This is a genomic window from Pseudomonas sp. FW305-28 (assembly GCF_017351395.1).
In the GTDB taxonomy this organism is placed as follows: Bacteria; Pseudomonadota; Gammaproteobacteria; order Pseudomonadales; family Pseudomonadaceae; genus Aquipseudomonas; species Aquipseudomonas fluorescens_AA.
Genome location: NZ_JACNDD010000136.1, coordinates 1 through 17,781 on the forward strand (window position 1 = coordinate 1; position 17,781 = coordinate 17,781).

General features: G+C 60.4%; 13 protein-coding genes and 1 pseudogene. 7 read left to right on the forward strand and 7 right to left on the reverse strand.

The annotated features are described in order from the left end of the window. Positions 1 to 217: 217 nt before the first annotated feature. From J4E53_RS24410 to J4E53_RS24420, 3 genes are all read left to right on the forward strand, one after another. On the forward strand, positions 218 to 697 hold the full coding sequence (locus J4E53_RS24410) for an REP-associated tyrosine transposase (protein ID WP_103308450.1): 480 nt from the start codon (positions 218 to 220) through the stop codon (positions 695 to 697). 332 nt (positions 698 to 1,029) lie between these two features. Beyond that, positions 1,030 to 2,451 carry an amino acid permease gene (locus tag J4E53_RS24415; RefSeq protein WP_103308449.1) on the forward strand — a complete coding sequence of 474 codons (1,422 nt, stop codon included), beginning with the start codon at positions 1,030 to 1,032 and terminating at the stop codon, positions 2,449 to 2,451. Between the two features lie 239 nt (positions 2,452 to 2,690). Beyond that, positions 2,691 to 4,307, forward strand: coding sequence for a glycosyltransferase family 39 protein (locus tag J4E53_RS24420; protein ID WP_256587153.1), 1,617 nt, complete (start codon positions 2,691 to 2,693; stop codon positions 4,305 to 4,307). Here J4E53_RS24420 and J4E53_RS24425 read toward each other — a convergent pair. From J4E53_RS24425 to J4E53_RS24450, 7 genes and pseudogenes are all read right to left on the reverse strand, one after another. Next, positions 4,228 to 5,847 carry an FMN-binding glutamate synthase family protein gene (locus tag J4E53_RS24425; RefSeq protein ID WP_103308447.1) on the reverse strand — a complete coding sequence of 540 codons (1,620 nt, stop codon included), beginning with the start codon at positions 5,845 to 5,847 and terminating at the stop codon, positions 4,228 to 4,230. The genes J4E53_RS24420 and J4E53_RS24425 overlap by 80 nt on opposite strands. A 201-nt stretch (positions 5,848 to 6,048) precedes the next feature. Continuing rightward, entirely contained in the window at positions 6,049 to 6,717 is a 669-nt protein-coding gene (locus J4E53_RS31190; protein WP_409077849.1) for an ATP-binding protein, read from the reverse strand. Between the two features lie 57 nt (positions 6,718 to 6,774). Continuing rightward, positions 6,775 to 6,861 (reverse strand): annotated as a pseudogene (locus J4E53_RS31195) (hypothetical protein); the annotation flags it as partial. A 590-nt stretch (positions 6,862 to 7,451) separates the two neighbouring features. Continuing rightward, positions 7,452 to 9,254, reverse strand: a complete 1,803-nt coding sequence (locus tag J4E53_RS24435; RefSeq protein ID WP_103308446.1) for a DAHL domain-containing protein — start codon at positions 9,252 to 9,254, stop codon at positions 7,452 to 7,454. Next, positions 9,251 to 10,210: a cytochrome-c peroxidase gene (locus tag J4E53_RS24440; protein ID WP_207268199.1), complete on the reverse strand. Its 960-nt coding sequence runs from the start codon at positions 10,208 to 10,210 to the stop codon at positions 9,251 to 9,253. The genes J4E53_RS24435 and J4E53_RS24440 overlap by 4 nt, the downstream gene beginning before the upstream one ends. A 42-nt stretch (positions 10,211 to 10,252) precedes the next feature. Further along, entirely contained in the window at positions 10,253 to 12,127 is a 1,875-nt protein-coding gene (locus J4E53_RS24445) for a bifunctional diguanylate cyclase/phosphodiesterase (RefSeq protein WP_060740849.1), read from the reverse strand. Next, positions 12,124 to 14,415 carry an EAL domain-containing protein gene (locus tag J4E53_RS24450; protein WP_103308444.1) on the reverse strand — a complete coding sequence of 764 codons (2,292 nt, stop codon included), beginning with the start codon at positions 14,413 to 14,415 and terminating at the stop codon, positions 12,124 to 12,126. Before J4E53_RS24450 ends, J4E53_RS24445 begins: the two co-directional genes overlap by 4 nt. A 226-nt stretch (positions 14,416 to 14,641) precedes the next feature. On the opposite strand from J4E53_RS24450, the gene J4E53_RS24455 reads away from it, so the two are divergent. From J4E53_RS24455 to J4E53_RS24470, 4 genes are all read left to right on the forward strand, one after another. After that, positions 14,642 to 16,009, forward strand: coding sequence for an HD domain-containing phosphohydrolase (locus J4E53_RS24455; RefSeq protein ID WP_060740851.1), 1,368 nt, complete (start codon positions 14,642 to 14,644; stop codon positions 16,007 to 16,009). Between the two features lie 207 nt (positions 16,010 to 16,216). Beyond that, the gene (locus J4E53_RS24460) at positions 16,217 to 16,633 is read left to right on the forward strand and encodes an NUDIX domain-containing protein (protein WP_103308443.1); all 417 of its coding nucleotides are present in this window, start codon (positions 16,217 to 16,219) and stop codon (positions 16,631 to 16,633) included. Positions 16,634 to 16,657: 24 nt separating this feature from the next. After that, complete coding sequence (locus J4E53_RS24465) at positions 16,658 to 17,296, forward strand: LysE family translocator (RefSeq protein WP_053124734.1); 639 nt, start codon at positions 16,658 to 16,660, stop codon at positions 17,294 to 17,296. Next, the coding region (locus J4E53_RS24470; protein WP_207268200.1) for a GNAT family N-acetyltransferase at positions 17,293 to 17,781 on the forward strand (489 nt) is incomplete at its 3' end. The genes J4E53_RS24465 and J4E53_RS24470, both read left to right, overlap by 4 nt.

Genomic DNA, 17,781 nt, shown 5'->3' on the forward strand with positions numbered 1-17,781 from the left:
GCTTGCTCCCGCTCGGCTGCGCAGCAGACGCAACGATGGCAGGGCTGAAGCGTTTTCAGCGGTTGAAAAGCGAGGGCGGCTTCGCCCCCCAGCGGGAGCAAGCTCCCTCGCCACGGGTACTACGTCGTTTTCGGAAAAGTCGCTCAACCATCATCGCGTCGGATCGTCGTGGGAGAAGCTACCGTAAGTAGGTACCCCAACCACAGGAAGCCAAGGAATGCATCCTCCACGCCCAAACTCCCATCGCTTGCGTCGCGGACGCTCTTCGGAACCGGGGCGAGGTTACCTCGTCACTACGGTCGTTCACCAACGCATACCGATCTTCAAGAACTGGCAGCTGGGCCGCTTATTGGTAGCAGAAATGCGCCTGGCTCATGAGCGAGGTCAGGTCAATTCGTTGGCCTGGGTTGTGATGCCGGATCACCTGCATTGGCTAGTGCAGCTAGAGCAGGTTCAGCTCCCCCATGTGATGCAGATGGTCAAATCCCGCAGCACGCTCACAATCAACCGAGCAATGAACAGAAAGGGCGCGTTCTGGCAAAGCGGCTTCCATGACCGCGCGATCCGGGACAACGAGGACCTACGACCTTGCGCACGCTACATCATTGCCAATCCGCTTCGTGCAGGTTTGGTGGATCGCATTGGCAATTATCCACTGTGGGACACAGTGTGGCTCGGCGAGGGGCATGATGTCTGAAAACCTTGCGCTAGAGCCATCGCCCCATGCCAAAACATGACGCTGCACCATCACTGTGCAATACTCGGCGGCGTTTCCGAATGACCTGAATCCCAGACAACACCTCTCTAAAAGCTGCTTCTGGCGCAGGCTTATCCCTGAAATTTCCAGGTTTTACAGTGAATCTCTCTATCCCTGGCTTTTTATACTGCACGACCCGCTGATCCTGAGGTTGTCGTTCCACAGGACGGTCTGCCCAAAAGACAGACCCGGTTTCGGCAAGGTGGCAGGCTTACCGGCCTGTGGCTTTGGACACTCGGTGGCTAATCCAATAACAAGACGAGGTTACCCCTATGCCTGTCGGCAATCATCTGCCCCATGGCGAGACCGCCCAGGGCGGTCCGCTCAAACGTGAACTCGGCGAGCGGCATATCCGCCTGATGGCGCTTGGCGCCTGCATCGGTGTCGGGCTGTTCCTCGGCTCGGCCAAGGCCATCGAAATGGCCGGCCCGGCGATCATGCTGTCCTACATCATTGGCGGCCTGGCGATCCTGGTGATCATGCGCGCCCTCGGTGAGATGGCCGTGCACAACCCGGTGGCCGGTTCGTTCAGCCGCTATGCCCAGGATTACCTCGGCCCACTGGCAGGTTTCCTGACCGGTTGGAACTACTGGTTCCTGTGGCTGGTGACCTGTGTAGCGGAGATCACCGCCGTGGCGGTGTACATGGGCATCTGGTTCCCCGACGTGCCCCGCTGGATCTGGGCCTTGGCGGCACTGGTCAGCATGGGCTCGATCAACCTGATCGCGGTCAAGGCCTTCGGTGAATTCGAGTTCTGGTTCGCCCTGATCAAGATCGTCACCATCATCGCCATGGTCATCGGCGGCGTCGGCATCATCGCCTTTGGCTTCGGCAACGACGGTGTGGCCCTGGGCATTTCCAACCTCTGGGCCCACGGCGGCTTCATGCCCAACGGCGTGTCCGGCGTGTTGATGTCCCTGCAAATGGTCATGTTCGCCTACCTGGGTGTGGAGATGATCGGCCTGACCGCCGGTGAGGCGAAGAACCCACAGAAAACCATCCCCAACGCCATCGGTTCGGTGTTCTGGCGGATCCTGCTGTTCTACGTCGGCGCGCTGTTCGTGATCCTGTCGATCTACCCGTGGAACGAGATCGGCACCCAGGGCAGCCCGTTCGTGATGACCTTCGAGCGCCTGGGCATCAAGACCGCCGCCGGCATCATCAACTTCGTGGTGATCACCGCCGCACTCTCGTCCTGCAACGGCGGCATCTTCAGCACCGGGCGGATGCTCTACAGCCTGGCGCAGAACGGCCAGGCCCCGGCTGGTTTCGCCAAGACCTCGACCAACGGCGTGCCGCGTCGCGCATTGCTACTGTCCATCGCCGCGCTGCTGCTGGGCGTGTTGCTCAATTACCTGGTGCCGGAGAAGGTCTTCGTCTGGGTGACCTCCATCGCCACCTTCGGCGCGATCTGGACCTGGGTGATGATCCTGCTGGCCCAGCTCAAATTCCGCAAAAGCCTGAGCGCTTCCGAGCGTGCGGCCTTGAAGTACCGCATGTGGCTGTACCCGGTCAGCTCGTACCTGGCGCTGGCGTTCCTGGTGCTGGTGGTGGGCCTGATGGCGTACTTCCCGGATACCCGCGTGGCGCTTTATGTGGGGCCGGCGTTTCTGGTGTTGCTGACGGTGTTGTTCTATGTTTTCAAGTTGCAGCCAACCGGGCAACCCCACGGCTCGATGGATGCCGCTTCGTAAGTTGCCAACCACGCAATACAGAAGCCCCGGTCGGATGACCGGGGCTTTCTTATGGGGGCTTCGAACTCTTTCTGATCTTTCATGAGCTTTCGTGCCTGCGGCGCAGTCAAACGGAAATCCATGCCTCCCCCCTCGTTATCGAACCCACAGCATATCTGTAAGTTCTTACAGTAGATTTTGTGCCGACGCAGAACTTAGATTGAGCCGCCCGCCATGGAGGCGCTGGGTCAGGAGTGTCCGTGAAAACGATATGGTTGGACCGCTCAGCTTTGGCGGTGGTGACAGCCCTTTCAGTTGCCGTGCGATTACACGGAATCACTGTGCCCGCTATTTGGTATGACGAGGCTTTCAGTGTGCTGCTTGCCAGGCACGAGCCTTGGCAGATCTGGTCGCTGACGGTACGAGACGTTCATCCACCTCTTTATTACCTCATGCTGCACTACTGGATGGTCTTGTTCGGCGACGGGGCCTTGGCAGTGAGGTCGCTCAGTTTGGTGGCAGACGTGGGCACGGTCTTGCTGAGCATTAAATTGATGAGCCTGGTTGCCACGCGCAGAGCCACCTGGATCGCTGCATTGCTATTGGCATTGCTACCAATTTCGGTTCGATACAGCCAGGAAGCGCGGATGTATACCTTGCTCGGTTTTTGGCTGATGGGGGCAACCGTTGCGTTGGTGTGCTGGGTCAAAGACCCTGGCAAAAAACGCTTTCCGGTCATTTATGTGCTACTGATGACAGCCGCTTTTTATACCCACTACTTCGCAGCTCTGTGTGTGCTCGTTCATTGGTTTTATTGGTGGTGGGGACGTCCAGGTGTTTCTCAGATCGTGTTGCCTATACGTTCTTGGATTCTGGCCAATAGCGCGATTACTACGCTGTTCGTGCCTTGGTTGCCTCATTTTATAGATCATCTTTCAGCCGGGAAGGGACTTGAATGGATACCGTCTATCACAGGGCATGCAATGCTGAGTCTGGTGTGGCAGTTTATTGTCATGAATGCATGGGGAACGCAATCGTGGATCATGCAGGCAATCCTCCTCGTGGGGACTATCGTTTGCGCAACCCTACTAATTTTGAAAAATCACAATCAATACCGCTTTAATAGTTTATTGGCCGGTTATTTTTTTATTCCAACTTTTGTTCTTGCTCTAGTGGCGTTAGTCGTTCCAGTATTTGTTCCTCGCTATCTGGTATTTGCAGCAGTCGGACTGCCTTTCGTTGTCGCTGGATCGCTGGACATGTTGGGGCGTCGAACAAACACTCTGGTCTTGGCTGTGGCAGTTGTGCTGGTGGCAGAGGCACAGGGGCTGCAGTCGGTATATCGACAACAGGACGGTTTGAATGGAACCGATTTGCGTAGAGACTTCAGACTTGATTTGCTCGCTGCTGAACTCCAGGGAGCGGTCCAGCGAGGCGATGAAATTGTACTTGAGTCTTTGGTCTGGTACTTGCCATTCAGTTACTACAATCAGACAAGTATACAACCGAAGTTTTACATTCGCTTACCTTCCAGCACTGTTCTAGAGATTTTCGATCGTAACGGTTATGCCTTGATTTCTGAAGGAGCGAACTGGGTCTATTTCAATAATCCGCAGGTACTTAAATGCGATGGAAATAGGGTCTGGTGGGTAGCAGCGAAATCTTTAGGCGAGATCAGGCCGCTTTTGGAAAAGGATTGGGAAAACCCCCTGACTCTTAGGGCGGGGGAAATGGTCGCTTCCCTGTTTATAGCTAAAACGACACCAGCCCCAGATGAGGCTGGCAACCCAGTGACCGCTAAGCCGCCACCACCTCCATCGGCTCAAAACTGTCCGCCCGCGCCATCTGCCACATCCGCGAATAAAACGCCCCGTTGACCTCACCCGTCAGCAATTCACCCGGCTTCAGAAACACATGCAGCTGGGAAAACAACTTGACCTCGGTAGCCGACATCCGCCGCACCAGATGCTTGGGCTGCAATTGCGACGGGTGTTCCAGGCCGGCGGCGGCGAGCATTTCGGCCAGGGCCTTGAGGGTGTTGCGGTGGAAGTTGTAGACCCGCTGGGCCTTGTCCGGGACGACCAGGGCGCGCTGGCGCAAGGTGTCCTGGGTGGCGACGCCGGTGGGGCATTTGTTGGTGTGGCAGCTTTGGGACTGGATGCAGCCGATGGCGAACATGAAGCCGCGCGCGGCGTTGGCCCAGTCGGCGCCGATGGCCAGGACGCTGGCGATGTCGAAGGCGCTGACGATCTTGCCACTGGCGCCGAGCTTGATCTTGTCCCGCAGGTTCAGGCCCACCAGGGTGTTGTGCACGAACAGCAGGCCCTCGCGCAGCGGCACGCCGATGTGATCGGTGAACTCCACTGGTGCCGCGCCCGTGCCGCCTTCCTTGCCGTCCACCACGATGAAGTCGGGCAGGATCCCGGTTTCCAGCATCGCCTTGGCGATGCCCATGAATTCCCACGGATGACCCAGGCAGAATTTGAAGCCCACCGGCTTGCCGCCGGACAGCTCACGCAACTGCTGGACGAATTGCATCAGTTCGATGGGGGTGGAAAACGCGCTGTGGCATGACGGCGAAATACAATCCTCGCCCATGAGGATGCCACGGGTCTCGGCGATTTCCCGGGTGACCTTGTGCTTGGGCAGGATCCCGCCGTGGCCGGGTTTGGCGCCCTGGCTCATCTTGATTTCGATCATCCGCACCTGCGGGTTCTGTGCCTGGGCGGCGAAGCGCTCGGGGTCGAAGCGTCCGTCGCTGGTGCGACAGCCAAAATAGCCGCTGCCCAGTTCCCAGGTCAGGTCGCCACCGTGTTCGCGGTGGTAGGGGCTGATACTGCCTTCACCGGTGTCATGGGCGAAGTTGCCCAGCTTCGCGCCTTGGTTCAACGCCCGGATGGCGTTGGCGCTCAGGGAGCCAAAGCTCATGGCGGAGATGTTGAACACTGACGCTGAGTACGGCTGCGTGCACTGCGGGCCGCCGACGGTCACGCGAAAACCGCTGGGGTCGCTCAGCGGGGCCGGGCGCATGGAATGGCCGATGAATTCGAAGCCGGTCTGGTACACGTCGATCAAGGTGCCGAACGGTTTGTCGGCGCTTTCGTTCTTGGCCCGGGAGTACACCAGCGAGCGCTGGGCCCGGGAGAAGGGCAGGGCATCGCTGTCGGATTCGAGCAGGTACTGGCGGATCTCCGGGCGGATGCCTTCGACCAGGTAGCGGATATTGCCCAGGATCGGGTAGTTGCGCCGTACGGCATGACGGCTTTGCAGCAGGTCGAACACCCCCAACAGGCTCAACAGCCCGGTCACCAGCGCAATGGGCCAGAGCCAGTCGTGTTGCAGGAATGGCAGGCTGGCGAGGGTGAAGATGACACAGCCAGCAAAGAAGGCGTAACGACTCAGCAGAGACAGGCTCATACGGTTTCCTTGGGGGGAGCGATTGGCGAGACATTAGCTTGGAATTGAGCTTGTGGCGAGGGAGCTTGCTCGCGATGGTGGTCGCACATTCAACACCTGCATTGACTGACCCACCGTTATCGCGAGCAAGCTCGCTCCCACAATTGGATTGGCAGTTGTGGTGAGGGAGCTCGCTCCCACCGATTGAACTGCCGGGATGGCTCAGCTCGCCTGTTTCATCTGCCGCAACGGTAATTCCACGCGGAAGGTGGTGCCGACGCCGACTTCGCTGCGTACGGTGATCTCGCCGTTGTGTTTTTTCACGATGCCGTAGGACAACGACAGCCCGAGTCCTGTGCCCTGGCCGATGGGTTTGGTGGTGAAGAACGGATCGAAGATTTTCTGCAGGGTCTCGGGGGGAATGCCCGAGCCGTTATCCGCCACTTCGATCCAGACGGTTTCTTCACCGACCCCATTGCGCAGGGTGATGGTGCCGCGTTCGGGGCCGATGGCCTGGGCGGCGTTGACGATCAGGTTCATGATCACCTGGTTGATCTGCGACGGCAGGCATTCCACCTCCGGCAAGGGTGTGTATTCCTTGACCACGTCGGCCTTGTACTTGATTTCATTGGCGACGATGTTCAACGTCGAATCCATGCCCTGCTGCAAATTGGCCATCTGCCATTCCTGGCTGGAATCAACGCGGGAGAAGTCCTTCAGGTCCTTGACGATCTGTCCGACCCGGCCAATGCCATCCTTGGATTCCTTGATCAGCAGGGGGATGTCCTCGACCAGGAAATCCAGCTCCACCTGTTCACGCAGCTTTCTCAAGTTCACCACCAGCTCCGGCGAAGTGATGGCCTCCTCGGCGCTGCCGTAGGCGGTGAGCATTTCCTGGAGTTTGCCGAAGTAGCCGTCCAGCGCCCCCAGGTTGGAAGAAATGAAGCCGATCGGGTTGTTGATTTCGTGGGCCACCCCGGCCGCCAACTGGCCCAGCGAGGCGAGCTTTTCCGATTGCACCAATTGGGTTTCCAGCATCTTGCGTTCGTCGATCTCCATTTGCAGCAGCTCGCTTGCCTGTCGGAAGGCTTGGGTGCGTTGTTCTACCAGGTCTTCGAGCTTGTTCATTTTCAGTTGCGCGCGAGAGGTCATTTCCCATTTGGTGGTCAGGGTGTTGGCCATCTGCTGGACTTCGATGTTGTCGAACGGCTTCTTCAGGATCAGCAAGCGGTCGTGGCCGTTCAGACGGTCGAGCAATTCATCCCAGGAATAATCCGAATAGGCGGTGCAAACCACCACTTGCAACTGCGGGTCGCGCTTCCAGAGTTCTTCGATGGTCTTGGCGCCGTCCCAGCCTTCGGGCATGCGCATGTCGACAAAGGCCAGGGCATAGGGACGCTCCTTGGCCATTGCCCCCAGCAATTTGTTCAGGCCTTCCTGTCCACCGTAGGCCGAGTCGAGTTCGAACACGGTGGCGGCAGCTTTCGGTGCTTCACCAAACAGCGCGCTCTCCATGTCCTGCAAATCCGTGTTGCTGTCATCCTCCGGAGTGAGGATCTTGCGGAAATCTTCATGAATGGCGGGTGTATCGTCGATCAACAGGATGCGGCGGTTACTCAGGCTGTTCATGGTTCACCTTCTGCAAGTTTCAGGGGCACCTGCAATTGGAATGTCGCTCCTTTGCCTGGCCCCTCACTGTGGGCGGTGAGGTGGCCGTTCATTTCGATGGCCGCCAATGCGCAGCTGTGCAGGCCAAAGCCGTGGCCTTCCTTACGCGTGGTAAAACCATGGGCGAAGATGCGCGTCATGTTTTCCTCCGGGATACCTTCGCCTTCGTCCTTGACGCTGATTTGCAAGGTCTGGCCATCGACGACGGCGGCCTTGAGGGTCATGTTCCGCGCATGGTTGGACACCCCGGCCATGGCGTATTTGGCATTGCTGATCAGGTTGATCAGGATCAGCAGCAAGCGGTGCTTGTCGCCCATGATCCGCGGCACGTCACCGTATTCCTTGATCACCGTAACATGATGGCGGGTCAGGGCGCCGGAGTTCATGCGCAAGGCGTCTTCGAGCAGTTCGCTGACCACCAAAGGCTCCAGCAGGCTGCTGGCCCCGGCATAGGATTGCTGCGTGGAGACGATGTCCTTGATGTGGTCCACGCTCTTGCTCAACTGGGCCAGTTCATCGGTCAGGCTCTGCTGTTCCGACGCGATGGCCTCGACCAGTTGGTTGAGGTAGCCGGGCAGCAGCTTGCCCTTGGCGTCCTCGGTGAGGAAGTGCCCGAGGTCATCGGCGTGTTCGTTGATCAGCTGCATCGCCTTGCCCAGCCCCAGGGCCTTGCTGCTGCGCAGTTTGCGGCTGACCAGATCGGCGGAGATGTTCACACTGTTGAGAACGTTGCCAACGTTGTGCAACACGTTGGTGGCGATTTCCGCCATGCCGGCCTGGCGGGCGGTGTCCATCAACTCGCTCTGGGTGTCCTTGAGCTGGCGGGTACGCTCTTCGACCCGCTGTTCCAGCTCGTCGTTGGCGGTTTGCAGGGCGTTGTTGACCCGATTGATTTCGGCGAAGCTGCGTATCAACCGGATCGCCAGCCAGATCAGTATCAAGACCAGGAGCGTGGCGAACACCAACAGGTAAATGTGGTTGCGCTCGTACTGGGCGGCGGCTTTTTCCTGGTCCTTCTCGAGCAGGTGGCTGATGGTGTCCAGGCGATTGGCCAAGGGGATCGCTCCGATTCCCAGCAGTAACTCATTCACCTTGGGTTGTTCGCGCAGGATCACCCCGATGTGCCTGCGCAGGACTTCGATGGAGTTGAGCAACCCTTCAGGCAGGCGCTCCTTGTTGACATCCAACTGGTTCAAGCCCAGCAGGACCTCGGCTGCGATCTCCGGGGAACTGAGCTGGGCGAACTCCATGCTGCTGAGCAACAGGTCGTAAGTGTCGATGGCAACGTTCTGCAACTCCAGTTTGTAGGTGTCGGGCAGCCGGGCGAACTGGCCCTGGATGTCGTCCTCGCCGGTGGGCAGGAAGGCCAGGGAGTTGCGCAACACCGCGTTATGGGACTTGAACTGTTCTATCAGGCGGGTCTTTTCCTTGACCAGCTTGAGGTATTCGTCGCGCTGGGCCTCCCAGAGCGACGGCCCGTGGCGCTCCGGTTCCGATTCGATGGCGTCCAGACGCTGCCACAGGCGTGCCATTTCGTGCAGGGGGGAGACCAGCGGATCGTAGTTGTGGGTCAGGGCGATCCGCGACTTGAGGACTTCGTTGTCCCAGATGGCGTCCTGTTGCTTGAGCAGGCGAATCAGGTCACGGGATTCAATGTACGAGGCGGCCTGCTGGGCCCCCGAATTGACGTACATGAACAGCAGGATCGAAGCCAGCAGCAGGCCGATGAAGGCAAGACCGAGGCGGCGCAGAGCGGTCATAGGGGCTTGCCCTCCGATTCACCCGTCAGGGTCTTGAGGAACTCGACGATCAGTGTCGTATCGTTCTTGAGGGGCTCACGACCCAGTTGGTACTTGAACATCACCTCCACCGCGTGCTCCAGAGTCGTCGCCGACCCGTCATGGAAATACGGCGCGGTGACGGCCACATTGCGCAGGCTGGGTACCTTGAAGACCTGGCGGTCCGCTTCATCGCCGGTGATGTTGAAACGTCCTTCGTCGGCCCGGGTCGGGTTGCCCCGGTCGCCGACGTAGTCACCCATGACGCCGAATTTCTGGAACATGTTGCCGCCGATGTTCACGCCCTGGTGGCAAGCGATGCAGCCGTACTCCTTGAACCGCTGGTAACCGAACTTTTCCCGGGGCGTGAGGGCGTCGGTATTGCCCAGCAGGTACTGGTCGAAACGCGAATTGGGTGTTTGCAAAGTGCGTTCGTAGTCGGCCAGGGCGCCCTGGATATTGGGCTTGGTCACGCCGTCGGAGTAGGCGTCCTTGAAGTCCTTGGCGTAGCCGGGGTCATCGGCGATACGCTTGACCACCGACTCCCAGGTGCTGCCCATTTCCACCGGGCTGGTCACGACCTGGTGGACCTGTTCTTCCAGCGTATCGACGCGGCCATCCCAGAACTGGTGGAAGTTTAGGCCGGCGTTGAACACCGTAGGCGTATTGACCTCCACCGGCTTGCCATCGAAGCCCAGGGAAAACGGCTTGTCGTCGGCGCCGCCCTTGTCCAGGCGATGGCAACTGGCGCAGGACAGGGTGTTGTTGACCGACAGCCGTGGGTCATTGAACAGCCGCAGCCCCAGCTGGACGCGCTTGGGGTCCAGGGCCGGCACCGGTGGCAGGGGCTTGAGGGGTTCGTCCAAAGGCGCGGCGTGAGCGGTTACGCTTGCTCCCACCAGCAGGCCGAGCGCCAGAATCAGTCCATGTAACGCCATGGGATCTTTTCCTTGAAACTTTGGTTGAGGACACTCAGGTGTTCACGAAAACGGGTTCTGGCGTTTTTCCCACTCGGTCATCCAATCGGCAAAGGCCTGCGGTTCGACGGCCTTGCTGAAGTAATAACCCTGGACTTCCTCGCAGTGGTGCTTCTTGAGAAATTCAAGCTGCTCAAGGGTTTCCACCCCTTCGGCGATGATGTGCAAGTTCAGGCTCTTGCCCAGGCTGATGATGGTGCTCACCAGCTTGGCGTCATTGCTGTCGATGCTCAGGTCACCGACGAACGACTGGTCGATCTTCAGCACATCCACCGGAAATTTCTGCAAGTAGCTCAGGCTCGAATAGCCGGTGCCGAAATCGTCGATGGCCAGGCGTATCCCCTGTTGCTTGATGGCCTTTAGGATGGCGACCGTGGTATCGATGTTCTGCATCAGTACGCTTTCGGTGATCTCCAGTTCTAATTGTGTCGGGTCCAGGCCGGTTTCCTTGAGGGTGCGGGTGATGCCTTCGACGAAGCCGCGCTGGCGAAAATCGATGGCCGAGATGTTCACCGACAGGCACAGCGGCCGCATGCCCTGGGCTTGCCAGCGGCAGGCCTGCTGGCAGGCTTCCTGAAGCACCCATTGGCTCAGCGGAACGATCAAGCCGCTGTCCTCGGCCACCGGAATGAAATCCCCCGGGTAGACCAGGCCATGTTCCGGCCTGTTCCAGCGTACCAACGCCTCGACCCCGACCACCTTGCCGCTCCCGAGGTCGAGCTTGGGTTGGTAATGCAGTACGAATTCCTTGCGTTGCAGGGCCAGGCGCAGGCCCGATTCAATGGTCTGCTGCTGCCGTGCCCGACGGTTCATGTCTTCGGTGAAGAAACGGTAGTCGTTGGGGCCGGTCTCCTTGACGTTGCGCATCGCCGTCTCGGCTTTCTTGATCAGCGCCACAGCGTCGAAACCGTCGGTCGGGTACACGCTGATGCCCAAACTCGCGGTGACGCTCAGGTCATGGCCGTCGATGGGTTGCGGGGAGCTGATGGCCGCCAGCAATTTCTCGGCCACGCCCTTGGTCTGCTGCGGGTCGACGATGTCCCCCAGCACCACCACGAATTCATCGGAACCGTAGCGAAACACCGAGTCGGACTCACGCACCACGGTGGCCAGCGTCCGGGCCACCCGCTTGAGCATCTCGTCGCCCACCGGATGGCCCAGCGCATTGTTGATGCGCTTGAAGCGGTCCAGGCCGATGAACATCACCGCCAGTTGCCGGTCGTGCCGACGGCACTGGGCCATGGCCTGGGTCAGGCGATCGCCCAGCAACATGCTGTTGGGCAGCTCGGTGAGTACGTCGTATTGCAGCAGGTGAGACACCTTGAGCAGTTCCTGGACGCGCTCTTCGATCGTGCGTTCCAGGCTGCGCATTTTCCGCGCCGCATCCTGGGCCAGCTGCCATTTCCAGGTCATGGCGCTGGCCATCTGGCGAATTTCCAGGGTATCGAAGGGCTTCTTGAGGATCAGCAACTGATCGTCGAACTCGATCCGTTCGGACATGGTTTCCCAGGAGTAGTCCGAGAAGGCCGTGCACAGGGCGATTTGCAGCCGCGGGTCGGCCTCCCACAACCGTTCGATGGTCTGCAGGCCATCCCAGCCCGGTGGCATGCGCATGTCGGCGAACACCAGCGCATAGGGCTGGCCTTCGGCCTGGGCGCGCTTGACCAGTTCCAGCGCCTCCTCGCCCTGGTAGGCCGAGTCGATCTGGAATTGCAGCCGGCTGACCTGCGGGGTGCCGAACAGCAGGCTTTCGGTGTCGTCCAGCGAGTCATCGCTGCCGGCGCTGGGGCTGAGGATCTTGCGAAAGTCCTGGTGGATCGCCGGCGTGTCGTCCACCACCAGGATCCGCCGGTTGGCAGGCACCGACATGGGGTTCATGGATTGCTCTCCGATAGCTGGCTCGCTGGTCGGGTCCAGTGGTCTGTCGCGGGAATGATGGTGCCGGCCTTGAGCAGTTCGGCGGCTTGGCCGCTGTCGACCACGGTGCTGAAGTAATGCCCCTGGGCCTGCATCGCGCCGCCGCTGGACATCAGTGTGGTGCGTTGTTCCTGGGTCTCGACGCCCTCGGCAATGATCCCGATGCCCACGTCCCGGGCGAAGTTGATGATCGCCCGCAACGTCGTGGCGTTCTCGGGGTCGGCGTTGGCGCTGTCGAGAAAGCGCTGGGCGAGCTTGAGGTGATTGACCCGGTAGGTCTTGAGGTAATCGAACGAGGAATATTCGGTGCCGAAGTCATCGATGGCGATCTGCACGCCCAATTCGCAGAGGCGCGGCAGCACGTCGTTGTGGGTCCACTTGGTCTGGGCCAGGGTGGCTTCGGTGACGTCGAAACGCAAGTCCCAGGGTGCCAGTTCCCAGCGCGCGGTGGTGCGCAGCACGTCGTAGATCAGTTCCGGTCCGGTCTTGAGCTGGGTCAGGGACAGGTCGATGGCGATCACCGGCGGCGCCATGCCCTGGTCGCGCCATTGGCGCATCTGTTGACAGGCCTGGTCCAGTACCCAATGCCCCAGGCCAATGATGATCCCGGTCTTTTCCGCCGCTGGCATGAAGGCCGCCGGTTCCAGCCAGCCCCGTTGGGGGTGGTTCCAGCGCACCTGCACGCCCATGCCGAGGATCTTGCCGGAGCCGAGGTCGACTTCCGGCAGGTAGTGCAGGTGCAGTTCCTGGTTTTCGATGGCTTGGCGCAGATCGTTGGCCAGGGCGACCCGGTCGGTGACTTCCTGGTTAATTTCCTCATTGTGGAAGTGATACTGGTTGCGACCCTTTTCCTTGGAGCGGTACAGGGCCATGTCGGATTGCGCCATCAGGCTGTCGGCACTCAGGCTCTGCGGGGTGTACAGGGCGATGCCGATGCTCACCGAGATCCGCACGTCGTTGCCGTCCAGGGAATACGGTGCCACCAGCGCATCACGGATCTTGCCCGCCAGCGCGGCGCAGTGGGTCGCTTCATGGACGTCCAGTTGCAGCAGGGCGAATTCGTCGCCGCCCAGGCGCGCCACCACATCGTTTTCCCGGGTACAGGACTTGATGCGGGCGGCGACTTCCTGCAACAGCAGGTCACCGATGGGATGGCCCAAGGTGTCGTTGATGCGTTTGAAGTGGTCCAGGTCCAGGTAGAACATGGCGAACGGTGCCGCTCCCCGACGAGCGGCGGCGAAGGCCTGGTGCAGGCGCTCGATCATGGTGGCGCGGTTGGCCAGCCCGGTCAGGCCGTCGGTGCGGGCGAGCAGGGCAATCTTCTCTTCGGCCAGCTTGCGTTCGGTGATGTCGAGGATGATGCCTTCCACTTCCAGCAACAGGCCCTGGTCGTTGCGCACCGGGATGTAGCGGTTCTCCACCCAGCGGAACGTGTCGTCGCCGGTGCGCATGCGAAACTCGATGGAGGCCCCGGCAGTGTCCCGGTCGAGGACACGGACCATGGCCTCCTGGACTTTGTCCTGGTCGTCGGGGTGGATCAGGGTTTGCGCCCAGTCCGGCGCGTTGATCAGTTGCGCCGCGGAATGACCGAACTTGGTGATGTTATGGGAGATGTACATCAACGCGAACGGCGGCTCGCCCCGCAGGCGATAGAGAATGGTCGGGCTGTTCTGCACGATGATGTTGGCGTCGGCCAACTCGCGGGTGCGTTCCTCGACCGCCCGTTCGAGCATGTCCATTTTCAGCGCCGCGTCCTCGGTCATCTGCCATTTGACGGTCAAGGCGCTGGCCATCTGGCGGATCTCGATGGCGTCGAAGGGTTTTTTCAGGATGAGCAGGCGGTCGCCCAGTTCGAGGCGCTCGGAAATATCTTCCCAGGAATAATCCGAGTAAGCGGTGCACAGGGCCACTTGCAGCTTGGGGTCGGCGCGCCACAGCCGTTCGATGGTTTCCAGGCCGTCCCAGCCCGGCGGCATGCGCATGTCGATGAACGCCATGGCGAAGGGCTGCCCTTGGGCCAGCGCCTTCTCGACCTTGTTCAAGGCTTCCATGCCCTGGAACGCCGAATCGAGCACGAAACTCATGGCGGCGACCGCTACCGGCGCGCCAAACAGAGCCTCTTCGGCACTGCTCAGGTTGTCTTCGGCGTTCATCTGGGGGCTGAGGATCTTGCGAAAATCCTCATGGATGGTCGGGGTGTCGTCGACGATCAGGATCCGCCGATTGGTTTTATCCAAAGGCAGGCTCATGGCCGTGCACCACTTTGATGCTGACTATAGAACCCTGGAAACATCTGATATCCCTTTCACTGGCATGAGTATTCGGCCTGTACATGGCCCTTCATGGGGTAGAGCATAGTCGCCTCATCGCGATGCGCTCGGCCACTGATGGCAAATGTGTCTAAATTTTCGCAATCTACTAGGCTGTAATTCGGGGCCAGGTAGAACGGTTGTCGTGAACAGGAGGGGGTTTCAAATGGAAGATCAATCGCCGGACGTTCCGGTAAAGAAGCCGGTGGTGCTGCTGGTCGATGACGAAGAGTCGATTCTCAACAGCCTGCGCCGGCTATTGCGCAGCCAGCCGTACGAGATCCTGCTGGCCGACAGTGGCGCCAAGGCCCTGGAGATTCTCAAGGAGCGGCCGGTCGACCTGGTGATGACCGACGCGCGCATGCCGAACATGGACGGTGCCACGCTGTTGGCCGAGATCCGCAAGCTGTATCCCTCGACGTTGCGCATCCTGCTCACCGGTTATGCCGATGTGGACATGATGACCAAGGCCATCAACGAGGGGCAGCTCTATCGCTACCTCAGCAAGCCCTGGAACGATGAGGAGCTGGTGCAGGCCTTGCGCCAGGCCCTGGCCCACCAGCATTCCGAAAGCGAGCGCCAGCGTCTCGAAGCGCTGAACCGCGAGCAGAACCAGCAACTCAAGACCCTGAACGCCACCCTGGAAAAACGCGTGGCGTCGCGTACCTCCGAACTGCAGCAGACCGCTGACATGCTCGACCTGGCCTACGACGAGCTCAAGCGCAGTTATGTGACCAGCACCGAGGTGTTTTCGCTGATCGCCAACCTGCGCCTGCCCAAGCCCAAGCAGACCAACCGGCAGATCATCGAGTTGATCAGGGTCTACAGCCGACTGCATTTTCTCGATGAGTCCACCGACCGTGACCTGACCATGGCCGCGGCGCTCTACAACATCGGCAAACTGAGCTGGACCGACAATATGATGGTCACGCCCGCCGACCTGCTGCACCACAATGAACTCGATCTCTATCGGTCCTATCCGAAGCAGAGCGAGTCGCTGCTGATGACCCTGGACCCGATGAAGGACGCGGCCCGGATCATCCGCCATCACCAGGAGCGCTGGGACGGCAGCGGTTTCCCAGAGCACCTCAAGGGCGAGGCCATTCCGTTCGGCTCGCGGCTGTTGAAACTGGCGGTGGATTTCATCGAGCTGCAGCGCGGGTTGATCCTCGAACGACAGATGAACAGCGACGAAGCGCTGGTCTACATCCGCAAGTACGCCGGCAAGCTGTACGACCCGGACATGATCGAGGACTTCATCAAGGCCTGCGGCGAGTACCTGGATGACGTGACCCTGTCCGACCCGACGGTCAAGGTCATGAACACCCGCGAACTGGTGGCCGGCATGATCCTGGCGCGCAACCTCAACGCCGACAACGGCATGCTGCTGCTCAACGCCGGCAAGGTCATGAGCGGCCCGCTGGTGGAAAAGCTCATCGCCTTCGAGTCGATGGAAGGGGCCCGGTACAGCGTGTTCGTCAAGATCCCCGAAGAACTGGCCGACCCTTCGGCGCCGAAGCCGATTTTGGGGTGATGCGGATCTGAAGATGCCTGTGGGAGCGAGCTTGCTCGCGATAGCGGAGTGTCAGTGACTGCAGTGTCGACTGACCGGACGCTATCGCGAGCAAGCTCGCTCCCACAGGGGGAATGTGTTGAATTTCAATCCAGCGTCAGGCTTTGCTCCCTGCCACTGTGGTCTGTAATCTCCCCAGCATTTTTCTGCCCAAGGCTTTGACTCATCATGACCACCTCCCTCATCCGCATCGCCGCCGCCCTGCTGCTCGGGCCGGATGGGCGAACCCTGCTGGTGCGCAAGCGCGGCACCCGGGCCTTCATGCAGCCGGGGGGCAAGATCGAGGCCCATGAACAACCGGTGCAGGCGCTGGTCCGGGAACTGGAAGAAGAGCTTGGGTTGCGGATCGACCCGGCCCAGGCCCGCCACCTGGGTGTGTTCAGCGCACCGGCGGCCAACGAACCGGGGTTTATCGTGCAGGCCGAGGTGTTTTTGCTGAACATCGACGCCCCGGTTTCGCCAGCCGCCGAAATCGAAGAGGTGTGCTGGATCGACCCGGCCGGCGACAGCGATCTTGTGCTCGCCCCGTTGACAGGCGAGGTGATCCTGCCGTTTTATCGAGCGACACACCTCGCCACTGGCTGATTCACGCCTCAAGGACTGACGCCCATGATTCCATTGCCGGACCTGTTGATTTTCGCCGCCGCCGCGTTGCTGATGGTACTGACGCCCGGCCCGAACATGATCTACCTGATCTCCCGTTCGATCTGCCAGGGCCGCAAGGCCGGCGTCACGTCGCTGTTGGGCGTGGTGGCGGGGTTCTTCGTGCACATGTTCGCCGCCGCCGCGGGGCTGACGGCGGTGTTCCTGGCGGTGCCCATGGCCTATGAAGTGTTGAAGTGGGCCGGCGCGCTGTACCTGTTGTGGCTGGCCTGGCAGGCAGTGAAACCGGGCGCGCGTTCGCCCTTCGAGGCCCAGCAGTTGCCGGCGGACTCGACACGCAAGCTGATCACCATGGGCTTTCTCACCAGTGCGCTGAACCCCAAGATCGCGGTGTTCTATCTGTCGGTGTTCCCGCAGTTCATCAGCCCGGAACACGGCTCGCTGTTCACCCAGAGCATCATCCTCGGGCTGACCCAGATCAGCGTCAGTTTCAGCGTCAACCTGCTGATCGCCCTGTTCGCCGCCGGCATTGCCTCGTGGTTTGTCCACAACCCGAGCTGGCTGGCGGTGCAGCGCTACTTCATGGGGTTTGTCCTCGGTGCCCTGGCGCTGCGCCTGATGCTCGAGCAACGGCGTTCGGCGTGAACATTCGACGCCTGCGGGCCGGCGATGCCCTGGTGTATCGCGAACTGATGCTCCAGGCGTACGCCTTGCACCCCCAGGCCTTCACCTCCAGCGTCGGCGAACGGGCGAAGTTGCCCATCAACTGGTGGGAGTCACGCCTGGGCAGCCGGCTCGATGTACTGTTGGGGGCGTTTGTCGAGCAAGAACTGGTCGGCATCGTCGGCCTGGCCCTGGAGCCTCGGGAAAAAGCCCGGCACAAGGCGCTGCTGTTCGGCATGTACGTCGCCGACGCACATCGCCATCGGGGCTTCGGCTACCAACTGGTGCAGGCGGCCCTCGACGAAGCCCGGCGCCACACCTTCCTGCGCCTGGTGCAACTGACCGTCACTGCGGGCAACGCCCCGGCGCTCAAGCTCTACCAGCGCAGCGGCTTCGTCCTGTACGGCCTCGAACCGATGGCGATCCGCGTGGAGGATGAGTTCCTCGACAAAATCCACATGTGGCTC